This window comes from Marivita sp. (assembly GCF_017643905.1).
In the GTDB taxonomy this organism is placed as follows: Bacteria; Pseudomonadota; Alphaproteobacteria; order Rhodobacterales; family Rhodobacteraceae; genus Marivita.
The window spans coordinates 1-13,672 of the sequence record NZ_JAEPMO010000119.1 but is presented as its reverse complement, the minus strand read 5'-3'; the positions used below and the strand labels follow the sequence as shown (position 1 = coordinate 13,672).

13 protein-coding genes are annotated in these 13,672 nt (G+C 60.2%); 6 read left to right on the top strand and 7 right to left on the bottom strand.

Annotation, left to right across the window (positions count from 1 at the left end):
- The 3 genes from JJ869_RS17230 to JJ869_RS17220 all read right to left on the bottom strand — a co-directional run.
- The coding region (locus JJ869_RS17230; protein WP_292268924.1) for a hypothetical protein at positions 1 to 196 on the bottom strand (196 nt) is incomplete at its 3' end.
- A gap of 851 nt (positions 197 to 1,047) precedes the next feature.
- Positions 1,048 to 3,255, bottom strand: coding sequence for an NADP-dependent isocitrate dehydrogenase (locus tag JJ869_RS17225; protein ID WP_292268922.1), 2,208 nt, complete (start codon positions 3,253 to 3,255; stop codon positions 1,048 to 1,050).
- Between the two features lie 92 nt (positions 3,256 to 3,347).
- A complete protein-coding gene (locus JJ869_RS17220) occupies positions 3,348 to 4,085 on the bottom strand; it encodes a metallophosphoesterase (RefSeq protein WP_292268919.1) in 738 nt (245 codons plus the stop codon).
- 176 nt (positions 4,086 to 4,261) lie between these two features.
- Between JJ869_RS17220 and JJ869_RS17215 the strand changes: the two genes are divergently transcribed.
- From JJ869_RS17215 to bhcD, 6 genes are all read left to right on the top strand, one after another.
- Entirely contained in the window at positions 4,262 to 5,266 is a 1,005-nt protein-coding gene (locus tag JJ869_RS17215) for an NAD-dependent epimerase/dehydratase family protein (protein WP_292268917.1), read from the top strand.
- 132 nt (positions 5,267 to 5,398) lie between these two features.
- A complete protein-coding gene (locus JJ869_RS17210) occupies positions 5,399 to 6,232 on the top strand; it encodes a bifunctional allantoicase/(S)-ureidoglycine aminohydrolase (RefSeq protein WP_292268915.1) in 834 nt (277 codons plus the stop codon).
- 209 nt (positions 6,233 to 6,441) lie between these two features.
- Positions 6,442 to 7,635 (top strand): L-aspartate--glyoxylate aminotransferase BhcA, encoded by a 1,194-nt coding sequence (bhcA, locus tag JJ869_RS17205; RefSeq protein ID WP_292268913.1) that lies wholly within the window; start codon positions 6,442 to 6,444, stop codon positions 7,633 to 7,635.
- Complete coding sequence (bhcB, locus tag JJ869_RS17200; protein ID WP_292268911.1) at positions 7,632 to 8,600, top strand: beta-hydroxyaspartate dehydratase BhcB; 969 nt, start codon at positions 7,632 to 7,634, stop codon at positions 8,598 to 8,600. Before bhcA ends, bhcB begins: the two co-directional genes overlap by 4 nt.
- Before the next feature lie 105 nt (positions 8,601 to 8,705).
- A complete protein-coding gene (bhcC, locus tag JJ869_RS17195; RefSeq protein WP_292268909.1) occupies positions 8,706 to 9,869 on the top strand; it encodes a 3-hydroxy-D-aspartate aldolase BhcC in 1,164 nt (387 codons plus the stop codon).
- Between the two features lie 130 nt (positions 9,870 to 9,999).
- On the top strand, positions 10,000 to 10,965 hold the full coding sequence (bhcD, locus tag JJ869_RS17190; RefSeq protein ID WP_292268907.1) for an iminosuccinate reductase BhcD: 966 nt from the start codon (positions 10,000 to 10,002) through the stop codon (positions 10,963 to 10,965).
- 99 nt (positions 10,966 to 11,064) lie between these two features.
- Here the strand turns inward: bhcD and JJ869_RS17185 are convergent, their stop codons facing one another.
- The 4 genes from JJ869_RS17185 to JJ869_RS17170 all read right to left on the bottom strand — a co-directional run.
- Positions 11,065 to 12,480 (bottom strand): nucleobase:cation symporter-2 family protein, encoded by a 1,416-nt coding sequence (locus JJ869_RS17185; RefSeq protein WP_292268905.1) that lies wholly within the window; start codon positions 12,478 to 12,480, stop codon positions 11,065 to 11,067.
- Positions 12,481 to 12,622: 142 nt separating this feature from the next.
- Positions 12,623 to 12,973 (bottom strand): hypothetical protein, encoded by a 351-nt coding sequence (locus tag JJ869_RS17180; protein WP_292268903.1) that lies wholly within the window; start codon positions 12,971 to 12,973, stop codon positions 12,623 to 12,625.
- Positions 12,974 to 13,076: 103 nt separating this feature from the next.
- Positions 13,077 to 13,559, bottom strand: a complete 483-nt coding sequence (locus JJ869_RS17175; RefSeq protein ID WP_292268901.1) for an ureidoglycolate lyase — start codon at positions 13,557 to 13,559, stop codon at positions 13,077 to 13,079.
- Positions 13,556 to 13,672: 2-oxo-4-hydroxy-4-carboxy-5-ureidoimidazoline decarboxylase (locus JJ869_RS17170; RefSeq protein ID WP_292268926.1), on the bottom strand; the 117-nt coding region annotated here is incomplete at its 5' end. The genes JJ869_RS17170 and JJ869_RS17175, both read right to left, overlap by 4 nt.

Genomic DNA, 13,672 nt, shown 5'->3' with positions numbered 1-13,672 from the left:
GCGACCAGATCAGCGAGCGCTTTTCGCCTTCGCTGTCGCTCGAGTGGATGACGTTGAGGATGGAGTTCACCTCTGCTTCGGTCAGAGCGGACACGTCTGCATTCGGGACGTATTTTTCGATGGCGGACGTGTCGACCATGGCGGATGCCGAGAAGGCGGTCAGGGCGAGGGCTGCGGCAGTGATGAGGGTTTTCATGTGTGTGGTCCTTTATCTTGAGGTGGTGTGCGCCCTGCGGCGCGGTTGGGTTTGATGTCTGTCGTCGGGCTGTCTGTCCGACACCACTCAAGCTAGGGTCGGTGCGGCGGGCTTTGAATTCACAGCTCGTGCACACTGGCTCTCGCAAAAGTGGACTTGACGTGGAGCGCCCCCGATCACCCCCTGCGCGGGGCTGCACAGGCTTGGTGCGGGTCAGGATTTGCTGGGGGTTCAGCGCGTGATCGGCGGTAAGATTTGACACCGACGCGTGACTGGAACCACGGGAACTGGCATGTCCCATGACGTATCAAGAAAAAGTGACGCCCGCAAAAAGCGCCATTGTTTCAACGGGATCACTGGAGCGCGAGCCAAAAAGAGCGCGGGCGTGATGCGTCTGCCGTTTTTCGGTGGGGTCGCGGTGAGTCGGTTATGCTGTTTCCAAACAATGTGGGGCCATGTCCGGCCTACGCGTTTGGGTTCGGTCGGGACTGGACCCGCCGATCTGGTTCACCATGGCAGTGTCTCACAAGAGAAGAAGCGGCGCCGCCCTGTTGGGCCTGACGGTTCTCTCAAATCCCCGATTGAACGGGCGACCTGTACTTCGGGGTTGCCGAAGCCTGTTCGGAGACCGGTCTCTAATGGTCAGCCTTCCGGCATATGAGAGAAGTGTCAGTTCTGTGGTATCGCGGCATGGGAGTGACCCTTCCCGCTCGATGCGCATCGTGGGCGTGGGTATGGCGTGCAGCTGGTAAATGTTCGGGAAACCGTGCGCACGTTGCAGAGGAAAGCTGCGTGAGCGTTGCGTGTCCCAAGCAGTATTAAAAAACCGCTTGGGACTGAGGCCGAAGACCTTAGCCGATGATCGCGTTCAGCGTCGCAGAGGGACGCATCACCGCTGCGGTTTTCGCGGCATCGGTGTGGTAGTAGCCGCCCAGATCCGCGGGTGCGCCTTGGGCCGCCTTGAGTTCAGACAGGATGGCCGCTTCGTTTTCGGCCAAGGCTGCCGCAACCGGTGCAAAATGTGCTGCCAGTTCCGCATCCTCGGACTGCGCCGCCAGAGCTTCGGCCCAGTAGCGGGCGAACCAGTAGTGGCTGTCGCGGTTGTCCGGCTCACCCACCTTGCGGGACGGCGACCGGTTGTCATCCAGAATGCCCTGCGTTGCGGCATCCACGGCCTTGCCCAGAACACGCGCTTTTTCGTTGCTGCGTACATCCGCGAGGAATTGCAGGCTTTCACCCAGCGCACAGAATTCGCCAAGGCTGTCCCAGCGCAGGTGGTTTTCCTGCTGCAACTGTTGCACGTGCTTCGGAGCAGAGCCGCCAGCCCCCGTTTCGAACAACCCGCCGCCGTTCATCAGTTTGACGATGGAGAGCATCTTGGCCGAGGTGGCCAGTTCGAGGATCGGGAAGAGGTCTGTCAGGTAGTCGCGCAGCACGTTGCCGGTAACGGCAATCGAGGTTTTGCCTGCCCGGATGGTTTCCAACGACGCGCGTGTCGCTTCGCGCGGGGCCATGATCTTGAACTTCTCGGCGACGCCCTTGGCGGCAAGGATCGGCTCGACATACTTGATGAGTTCCGCATCATGGGCGCGGGTCGCGTCCAGCCAGAAGATCGCCTCGCAGTTTTCGGCGCGCTGGCGGTCGATGGCCAATTGCACCCAGTCTTCGATGGGCGCCTTGCGGGTCGAAGCCGAGCGCCAGATGTCGCCTGCTTCGACGGCGTGTTCGTGCAGGACCGTGCCATCGCCGAGGATCATCTTGACCGTGCCGTTGTGCGGAATCTCGAACGTCGTCGGGTGCGAGCCGTATTCCTCGGCCTTCTGTGCCATCAGACCGATGTTCTGCACCGTGCCTGCGGTCGCCGGGTCAAGCTTTCCGGTTTCCTTGAAGTAGGCAATCGTCTCTTCGTAGACGGGCGCATAGGAGTTGTCGGGGATCACGCAGTTGGCGTCATGTTCCTTGCCATCCGGACCCCAGCCTTTGCCGCCTGCGCGGATCAACGCCGGCATCGACGCATCGACGATGACGTCAGAGGGGACATGCAGGTTGGTGATGCCTTTGTCGGAATCCACCATGTAGAGCGGCGCGCGCTCTGCGATGATTTTCTCGATGGCGGCCTTGATCTCTGGCTTGTCTTCGACGCGGGCCATGAGATCGCCCAGACCGGAGTTCGGGTTTACGCCTGCAGCGTCCAGTTCAGCGCCATAGGTGTCGAACACCGGCTGGAGGAACGCCTTGACTGCGTGGCCAAAGATGATCGGGTCGGAGACCTTCATCATCGTCGCCTTGAGGTGCAGAGAAAAGAGCGTGCCTTCTGCCTTGGTCTTGGCGATTTCGTCGGCAAGGAAAGCGTCCAGCGCCTTGGCTGACATGAAGGTCGCGTCAACCACGGTGCCAGCCGGGTAGCTGAGGCCGTCTTTCAGGACGGTTTCGGACCCGTCCTTGCCCACCAGAACGATCTTGGCTGTGCTTTCGGTGGCCAGCGTTGCGGATTTCTCGTTCGAGCGGAAGTCACCGCCCGACATCGACGACACGCGTGTCTTACTGTCCGCAGACCAGTTGCCCATGCGGTGCGGGTTGTTCTGGGCGTAGGCTTTGACCGCCTTGGCCGCGCGGCGGTCGGAGTTGCCTTCGCGCAGGACCGGGTTCACGGCAGAGCCTTTGATCGTGTCGTACTTGGCGCGGATGGCCTTGTCCGCATCGGTTTCAGGCGCTTCGGGATAATCCGGAATCGCGTAGCCCTGTCCCTGCAGTTCCTTGATCGCGGCGACCAGCTGCGGCACCGAGGCCGAGATATTCGGCAGCTTGATCACGTTCGCTTCGGGCGTTTTCACAAGCTGACCAAGCTCCGCGAGGTCGTCGGACTGACGCTGCGCTTCGGTGAGGTGCTCGGGGAAGGTCGCAAGGATACGACCAGCGAGCGAAATATCCTTGGTGCCAACGGTCACACCGGCGGCGCTTGCGAATTTCTGGATGATCGGCAGGAACGACGCCGAGGCCAGCTCGGGTGCTTCGTCTACCTTGGTATAGATGATGTCGGGGGTTGTGGAATCAGCCATGGGTCACGCCTTTCATGATTTGCCCATGCCATAGGCCAAACCAGGTGAGTCGTAAACAGCATACAGTGGTATACATTGCCGCAATCTGCGGTTCAGGTCGAAATGAACTCGACCCCGTCCTGGCTGAACAAGGCGGCGGTCAATTGACCTGTCGCGTAGGCACCTGTGTCGATCGAAATACGGCCATCGCGCATCTTGGGAACGTCGACAATTGTATGGCCATGGACGATCCAGAAGCCATCGGTTCGCGGCGTCTTGCGGAAATCGGGATGGCCCCAGATGAACGTGTCTGGCGCATGTTCTTCCAGCGGTGTGCTGGGGTCCGCGCCCGCATGAACGACGGCCACATTCCCAGACCATGCGATACAATCAAGTCCGGCGACCCACGCGACCATGTTTTCGCCCATCGCGTCGTAAAGCGTATCCCGCGCCCGTGTGAGGGCCTCGGCCCCGGAGGAGTCGGTGACGCCCGACACACCGAAACTGGCAAGTGTTTGAAGCCCGCCGTTGCGGAGCCATCTGCGGCCCTGGGTTTCGGGCGATTTGAGGAAGTTGATCATGAGCTGTTCGTGATTGCCCATCAGTGACGTGATGCGGTCATGCTGCATCACGAAATCCAGCACCTCTTTGCTCTGGTCCCCGCGATCAACCAGGTCGCCAACGCAGATGACGCTCATGTCATGTGGAACGGCCTCAACGAGGGTGGTCAGCAGATCAATGCGACCGTGCACATCGCCGATCACGCAAAAGCGCGAGTCAGGCTGAACCGGATCGAACACCGCTTTGGCTGCGGGCGCTTTGCTCTTGCTGAAGAATTTTGAAAACAACATGCAGACTTCTTTTTTCGACGTTCAGCTCGTGCCATTATTTTGTGCGGTTGTGCAGGGGAATATGGGGTTGAGATCGTCAATACAAAGGGCAATATCGATTTCATTTGGTGGTCGCGGGATGTCTTTCGTGTTAGGCGCGAGCGCAATCAGATCGACATGATGGGCGAAAAGACTTTATGAAACGTGTCCTCGTCACCGGAACCGCCGGCTTCATCGGCTACTATCTTGCGCGGCTTCTGCTGGATGAAGGCTTCATTGTCCATGGCTATGATGCGATCACCGATTATTACGATGTGACGCTGAAAGAGCGGCGCAATCAGATGCTTCTGCAGTCTGCGGGTTACAGCTTTACCCATGCCACGCTGGAGGAAGACGGCACGTTTGAAGAGGTCGCCGCCACGTTTGCGCCCGACATCATCGTGCATCTCGCCGGGCAGGCCGGGGTGCGCTATTCGCTTGAGAACCCGCGCGCCTATCTGGACAGCAATCTGGTTGGCACGTTCAACGTGATGGAAGCCGCGCGTCAGTTGGAGGTCGAACATCTGCTGATGGCGTCCACATCCTCGGTCTATGGTGCCAATGAAGAGATGCCGTTCCGCGAGACCGACAAGGCGGACACGCAGCTCACCTTCTACGCGGCCACCAAGAAGGCGAATGAAAACATGGCGCATTCCTATGCGCATCTGTGGAACATCCCGACCACCATGTTCCGCTTCTTCACCGTCTATGGTCCTTGGGGACGGCCCGATATGGCGCTGTTCAAATTCACCAAGGGCATCTTCGACGGCACACCCATCGACATCTACAATCACGGCGACATGTATCGCGACTTTACCTATGTCGAGGATCTGGTGCGCGGCATCCGCCTTTTGATAGATGCGGTGCCCGGTGGGCCGGACACGGCGGTTGAAGGCGATACGCTCAGCCCGGCGGCACCCTATCGGATCGTGAATATCGGCAACTCGGACAAGGTGCGCCTTCTCGATTTCATTGAGGCGATTGAGGCGGAGACCGGTATCAAAGCCAAGCGCAATTACATGGACATGCAGAAAGGCGATGTGTTCGCCACATGGGCGGATGCATCGCTTCTGCGGAACCTGACGGGATATGCGCCCCAGACCGATGTGCGCGAAGGGGTGGCGAAGTTCGTGGCGTGGTATCGGGATTACTACGGCGTCTGACAATTGATTGCGGTTCCAAGGCAATCAGTCGCGATTATCAAGGAAAGCCGAAAAGTCTTGATTGCCGATAGGCATGGTCGCTTTCGCGACGTAGCGCGATACTTGGCGCATCAGCAGCAGAGGGTATCGCGCATGACCACGTCGTATTTTGCGCCCAAAGGTGGGCATCCGGGGCAAGACCAGCTTTTGACGGATCGCGCCATGTTCACCGAGGCCTATGCGGTGATCCCAAAAGGCACGATGCGGGACATCACCACCAGCTTTCTGCCGTTCTGGGACAACACACGCCTGTGGGTGATTGCGCGACCGCTGACCGGATTTGCTGAGACCTTTTCGCATTACATCATGGAGGTCGGTCCCGGGGGCGGGTCGGATCGTGCCGAGACTGACCCCGAGGCGGAAGGCGTGCTGTTCGTAGTCGAAGGGTCCATGAGCCTGACCGTTGGCGGTAAGACCTATGACCTGACCGCAGGTGGATATGCTTTCCTGCCGCCGCAATCGGGCTGGTCCCTGCGCAATACCGGGTCGGAGCCTGTGCGCTTCCACTGGGTCCGCAAGGCGTACCAGGCGGTTGATGGGCTGGACCACCCCGAGGTCATCATCAGCAGCGATGCCGAGGTCACGCCGAACCCGATGCCCGGCACCGATGGAAAATGGGCGACGACCCGCTTTGTCGATCCCACCGACCTGCGCCATGACATGCACATCACTATTGTGACGCTGGAACCCGGCGCGGTGATCCCGTTTCCCGAGACCCATGTGATGGAGCACGGGCTGTATGTTCTCGAAGGCAAGGCGGTCTATCGGCTCAATCAGGATTGGGTTGAGGTCGAGGCGGGCGATTACATGTGGCTGCGCGCGTTCTGCCCGCAGGCGTGTTATGCGGGCGGGCCGGGTCGGTTTCGCTATCTGCTTTACAAGGATGTGAACCGGCACATGCCGTTGAGGTTGGGCGCTGGGCGCTGAACCCCCCATCGATTCTTTGGAAAGCCATTGCAAAAGCGCATCCAAACCGGTGCGCTTTTCGTTTTCAAAAAATCATTTCATCTTGTGAAAAATACAAATCATTGTTTTTACGTGATTTTGGAGATTTTCAGAATATGAAAAATAATTTCGAAAAAATTGTGCGAGGCGGTGTCGTGACGTAAGTTGCTGGCAATTGGAGGAGAGATACCATGAGTTTCCAGAACCCCGTTTTCATTCCCGGCCCGACCAACATTCCTGAATCGCTGCGCAAAGCCTGCGATATGCCGACCATCGACCACCGGTCGCCGCTGTTTGGTAAGATCCTGCACCCGGCCCGCAAGGCGGTTCAGCAGATCCTGAAGAGCACCAGCGCGGAAGTATTCATCTTCCCCGCGTCCGGTACGGGCGGATGGGAGACCGCGCTGACCAACACGCTCAGCGCGGGTGACACCGTTCTGGTTGCCCGCAACGGCATGTTCTCGCATCGCTGGATCGACATGTGCGAACGCTTTGGTCTTGATGTGATCATCGTGGACGTGGCGTGGGGCAAGGGTATCCCGGCTGATCGCTATGAAGAGATCCTGACCAAGGACACGGCGCACCGGATCAAGGCGGTTCTCGCCACGCATAACGAAACGGCCACCGGCGTGAAGTCCGACATCGCAGCGGTCCGCCGCGCGATGGATGCGGCCAAGCACCCGTCGCTTTTGTTCGTCGATGGCGTGTCGTCGATTGCGTCCATGGATTTCCGCTTTGACGACTGGGGTGTCGATGTTGCCGTGACCGGGTCGCAGAAAGGCTTCATGCTGCCTGCTGGTCTTGCGATCACAGCCTTCAGCAAAAAGGCGATGGAGGCGACAAAGACCGCAGGTCTGTTCCGCACGTTCTTTGATGTCAACGACATGATGAAGGGCTACGAAAAGAACGCTTATCCCTACACGCCCGCCGTTGGCCTGATGAATGGCCTGAATGAGGCGTGCCGCATGCTGCAGGACGAAGGTCTTGAGAACGTGTTTGCCCGTCATACCCGCATTGCCGAAGGCGTGCGCGCGGCTGTCGACGCATGGGGTCTTACGCTCTGTGCCGAAACGCCGGACCTCTACTCCGACACCGTGTCGGCAGTCCGGACACCGGAAGGGTTCAACGCGACCGATATCGTGACCCATGCAGCCAGCACCTATGGCGTGGCGTTCGGCGTTGGTCTGGGTGACGTGGCGGGCAAGGTGTTCCGCATCGGCCACCTTGGCAGTCTCACCGACGTGATGGCGCTTTCGGGCATCGCCACAGCCGAGATGTGCATGGTCGATCTTGGCCTCGATATCAAGCTTGGCTCCGGTGTTGCTGCAGCGCAGGAATCCTATCGTCATGGGTCGAAAATCGCACAGAAGGTCGCTGCGGAATGAAAGACATGGGTATGATCATCCCGACCTACGAGGACATGCTCGCGGCGCATGAGCGGATCAAACCGCATATCCGCCGCACGCCGGTGATGCAGTCGGATTACCTCAACGACCTGACAGGCGCGCGGTTGTTCTTCAAGTGCGAGAACTTTCAGGAGCCGGGTGCTTTCAAGGTGCGTGGTGGGTCAAACGCGGTCTTTGGGCTCAGCGATGAAGAGGCGCAGCGCGGCGTCTGTACCCATTCGTCGGGCAACCACGCGCTGTGTCTGAGCTATGCCGCAGGCCGTCGTGGTATCCCGTGCAACGTGGTCATGCCGCGCACCGCGCCGCAGGCCAAGAAAGACGCGGTTCGTCGCTATGGTGGCACGATCACCGAGTGTGAGCCGTCGACCACATCGCGCGAGGCGGTTTTTGCCGAAGTGCAGGCGCGCACCGGTGGTGAGTTTGTACACCCCTACAATGACCCCCGCGTGATCGCGGGGCAGGGGACTTGCTCAAAGGAATTCATGGAGCAGACCGACGGTCTCGACATGATGGTGGCACCCATCGGGGGCGGTGGGATGATTTCGGGAACTTGTCTGACGCTGTCGACACTGGCGCCCGAGGTCAAAATCATTGCCGCCGAGCCGGAACAGGCCGACGACGCCTATCGCAGCTTCAAGGCGGGGCACATCATTGCCGATGACGCGCCCGAAACGATTGCCGATGGTCTGAAGGTGCCGCTCAAGGATCTGACATGGCATTTCGTGTCGAACCACGTGTCCGACATTATGACCGCTACCGAGCAAGAGATCATCGACGCGATGAAGATCACATGGAAGTACCTGCGCATCGTGATGGAGCCGTCCTGCGCCGTGCCGCTGGCGGTGATCCTCAAGAACAAAGAGGCGTTTGCAGGCAAGCGCGTTGGCGTAATCGTCACGGGTGGCAACGTGGATCTTGATAAACTGCCGTGGATGGCAAGCTAAGGCTTTCCTTGCCGCAAAGTTTCCAATAGGAAACTTATAGTATTATATGACACACGAGCGAGTCTGCGCGAAGACCGCGACACGCTTTACCTTCGGAGAGACGCAATGAAAGACATGAGCATTCTGGACGACTACGAAGTCGGTTTCGATATTCCCGCCAAGCCGGGCATGAGCGAGTCCGAAGTGCAGACACCCTGCCTCGTGCTCGACCTCGACGCGCTTGAGCGCAACATCAACAAGATGGGCGATTACGCTAAGGCGCATGGCATGCGTCACCGCGTGCATGGCAAGATGCACAAGTCGGTCGATGTGGCTTTGCTTCAGGTCGAACTGGGCGGTGCCTGCGGCGTTTGCTGCCAAAAGGTGTCTGAGGCCGAAGTTTTCGCCCGTGGTGGCATCAAGGACGTTCTGGTGTCGAATCAGGTGCGTGACCCTGCCAAGATCGACCGTCTGGCGCGTATGCCGAAGCTGGGCGCGCGGACGATCTGCTGTGTGGACGATCTGGCCAACGTGGCCGATCTGTCGGCAGCGGCGGTCAAGCATGGCACGCAAATCGAATGTCTGGTCGAGATCGACTGCGGCGCGGGTCGTTGCGGCGTGACCACCACGCCTGCGGTTGTCGAGATTGCCAAGGCGATCGACGCGGCAGAGGGTCTGAAGTTCGCGGGCATCCAGGCCTATCAGGGCGCGATGCAGCACATGGACAGCTATGACGAGCGCAAGGCGAAGATCGACATCGCCGTGGCGATGGTGAAAGACGCCGTGGATGCGTTGAAAGCCGAAGGCATCGAGTGTGACATCGTCGGCGGTGGCGGCACAGGGTCGTACTACTTCGAGTCCAACTCGGGTGTGTATAACGAGCTGCAGTGCGGGTCCTACGCCTTCATGGACGCGGATTACGGCCGCATCCTCGACAAGGACGGCAAGCGCATCGACCAGGGCGAGTGGGAGAACGCGCTGTTCATCCTGACCTCGGTGATGAGCCATGCGAAGGCTGACAAGGCCATCGTGGATGCGGGTCTCAAGGCGCAATCGGTGGACTCGGGTCTGCCGGTGGTCTTTGGCCGTGATGATGTGCAGTACGTCAAATGCTCGGACGAGCATGGCGTGGTGATGGACCCGCAGGGCGTGCTCAAGGTCAATGACAAGCTCAAGCTTGTGCCGGGCCACTGCGACCCGACCTGCAATGTGCACGACTGGTATGTCGGTGTGCGGAACGGCGTTGTGGAAACCGTTTGGCCGGTATCGGCGCGCGGCCGCGCATATTGATTTCGGCGCGCTGACGCGCGTCGATACGTGGGGGGCCAGCCCCCCACACCCCCCGAAGTATTTTTGAACCAGAGAAGACCAGGACGGTGCGCAGTGGGGACTGTCGCACCGTTTTTGCGAGGGAGAGACCATGTATATCGTTCCGGAAGCCATGATCGCCGATCTGGTGTCACGCGAGGCCTCGTTCGAGGCGGTGGAGCAGGTGTTTGCCGCGATGGCGGCGAAGGATGCCTATAACTTTCCTGTGGTGCGCGAGGCGATTGGGCACGAGGACGCGCTTTACGGCTTCAAGGGCGGGTTTGATCGGGTTGGCGGCGCACTGGGTCTGAAGGCCGGGGGCTACTGGCCGCACAACCTCGAGAAACGCGGGCTGATCAACCACCAGTCGACGGTGTTTCTGTTCGATCCGGACACCGGCAAGGTGCGGGCGATGGTCGGGGGGAACCTTCTGACGGCGCTGCGCACGGCGGCGGCGTCTTCCGTGTCGATCAAACATCTGGCGCGGGCGGATGCCAAGGTCATGGGCATGGTCGGCGCAGGCCATCAGGCGACGTTCCAGTTGCGGGCTGCGCTGGAGCAACGGTCCTTCGAGAAGGTGATCGGGTGGAACTATCACCCCGAGATGCTGCCCAATATCGAGAAGGTGGCGCAGGAGGCCGGTGTGCCGTTCGAGGCGGTGGACCTGCCGGGGATGGCTGAGGCGGATGTGATTATCTCCATCACCTCTGCGTTTGCGCCGTCTTTGATGGCGGATCATGTCAGCCCCGGCACACATCTGGCCTGCATGGGCTCCGACACCAAGGGCAAGCAGGAGGTCGAGGCGGCGCTGCTGGCGCGGGCCAAGGTGTTCACCGACGAGGTCGCGCAGTCGATCAGCATCGGCGAGGCACAGCACGCGGTGGCGGCAGGTCTGATCGCGGAGAGTGACGTGATCGAGATCGGTGCGGTGATCAATGGCACCCATCCCGGGCGGACCTCGGACGAGGACATCACGCTGTTCGACGGGACCGGTGTTGGTCTTCAGGATTTGGCCGTGGCATCGAAGGTTGTCGAATTGGCCATTGAACGCGGTGTGGCAGTCGAGGTGGATTTCTGATCGAACAGGAATTGCCTGAACCTCTATCCATGGTTCCTCAGCAGACATGAAAAAACCCCCGGTGTGAACCGGGGGTTTTCTTTTGATCTGAGTGTCGGATCACTCGCCGGGCATGGTGCCCTTGCCGTGGCCGGACATGCCGCCCGAGACTTCCTCGGTCGACTCGTCCGAGAGTTCCTCGGGCAGGACGAGGTTCAGCACGATGGCGATCACCGCGGCGGGCAGGATGCCGGAGGTGGCGAGCACCTTGATCGTCTGCGGCAGGTATTGCAGCGCGCCCGGCTCCAGTTGCAGGCCAAGGCCCAGCGACAGGGCAATCGCAAAGATCACCATGTTGCGGCGGTTCCAGTTGACGTCGGACAGCATCGAGATGCCCGCCGCGACAACCATGCCGAACATGACGATCACACCGCCGCCCAGAACCTCGATCGGAACCGAGGAGATCACCGCGCCGACCTTGGGAACAAGGCCGCACAGGATCAGGAACAGCGCACCGATGGTGACGACACCCCGGCTCATCACGCCGGTCATGGCGATCAGGCCGACGTTCTGGCTGAAGGATGTGTTGGGCAACGCGCCGAAGAGACCCGAGACTGCGGTGCCCAGACCGTCTGCCATGGTTGCGCCCTGGATTTCCTTATCGGTGGCTTCACGGCCTGCGCCGCCTTTGGTGATGCCCGACACGTCACCGACGGTTTCCACCGCCGACACGAAGGACATGGCGCAGAAGCCGATGATCGCGGCGACCGAGAATTCCAACCCGAAATGCAGCGGGTTCGGCAGGGCGAAACTCGCGGCGCGGCCCACATTGCCAAGGTTCACCTGACCCAGCGCGAAGGCCACGGCATAGCCCACCAGCAGACCGACCAGAACGGCCGAGACGGAAAGCATGCCGCGGGTGAAGAACTTGAGGCCCAGCGTGACGATGATCACGGTGCCCGCCATCGTCCAGTTGAGCAGCGAGCCGTATTCCTCGGTCCCGATGGCGGGAACGCCGCCTGCCGCGTATTGGATTCCCACCTTGACCAGTGCGAGGCCGATCATGGTGACGACAAGGCCCGTGACCAGCGGCGGCAGGGCAAAGCGCAGTTTGCCGATGAACAGGCCGAGCGTCGCGTGGAACAGGCCCCCCACGAGGATGCCGCCCATCAGCACCGCGATGGCGTCAACGCCCTTGCCCGCGACCAGCGGGATCATGATCGGGATGAAGGCAAAGCTGGTGCCCTGCACGATGGGCAGCCGCGCGCCGACCGGACCGAAGCCGATGGTCTGGAACAGCGTGGCGATGCCTGCAAAGAACATCGACATCTGGATCATGTAGATCATCTGGGGGAAATCGGGGCTGTTCGAGCCAAAGCCGAAGCCCGCAGCCCCACAGACGATGATCGCCGGGGTGACGTTGGACACGAACATCGCCAGTACGTGCTGGATGCCCAAGGGCACCGCCTTGGCAATGGGGGGTGTGTAATTCGGATCGCGGAGCTGCTCCGGCGTGCCGATGGATGCGTCTGACATGGTTCCTTCTCCCTCGTAACCAAGTGTTTTTCCGGGGGTTCCTCCTCTGAACCGTCCGGTTTCTGTTAGTTCTCCGCCACTTTCCCACGTGCGTCGAACCAAGCTCATTTGTGACGTCTTGATCGCGCCAAAATCGCAGATGTCACTTTGTTTTCAGAGCCTTGCCCCAAGCCTGCTGAACCTCGATGCCGTTCTCTTGGGCGATGCGCGCCGCCAAATTGTCTTTCCATATTCCCGCCGTTGCTCCTGCATCGTTCAACGCCCTCTGGAAGCTGGTGACAGCCTCGTTTTCCATTCCCAGAGCAGCAAGTGCGATGCCTCTCTCCAAGTGGAGGATCGAACCTTTGGCGCGTTCGATTGGAATGACATCCATCCAGCCGCCAAACTTTTCAGACCTGTCGCAGTAGCCAAGCTTCGTTTCAGGCGGGTTGTCCGTCGCGCGGCATCCTCTGGCATTGAAAGCTGCGATCGTGACGGTGAGCCAAAGGAACATGAAGAGGCCGGTAGAGATGCCCAGACCGATCTGTCGGGTCAGCGGCTTCACTGCACTTGTCCTGCGCGTTTATGCTTCCTCCATGCGATGAGTGATGAATAGTTCACGAAATTATCCATGGCTCATCGAGCCAGCATTCTTCCAGATTATTGCCGTCCCCGATCCGGTCGATGACAGCGAAAAGCCCAGTGCCGGACAGCGGGGTGAGAACCCCGTGCCAGGTGTTGCGGTGCAGATTGATTGCCTGTCCCGCCTGGGTCAGGAAGGCGCGGGGTGTGCCGGGTTTCCCGTTCTCGTCCGGGGCGACGATCACCAGGAAAGGATCAAAGCTCATGGGCACGAAGGCCTGACTGCCGAGCGGGTGCCGTTCCAGCAGGTCGAGCGTGTAGGGCAGGCTGCGCAGCTCGGCCTTGAAGAGGCTGATCCCGGCGCGGCCGTCTGCAAAGTCGAGCGTCGCGCGGTCGTGGTAGCGGCCGCAGAGACCCTGATTGATGATCTTGTCGGGGTCACCTGAACAGTCGAGCAGGTCTCCGAACGGGGCGAAGGCGGTGGCCGTCAGCGGCTCTGTGCGGATCTGAAGGGTCATGCGCCCAGCTTGTCCAGGAGCCGGAGTTCGGCGATGCGTTCGACCTGGCGGCAGGCCTCGGCGAATTCGGTGGCGCGGTCATTGCCGATGCGGCGATGGAACGCGTCGAGGAT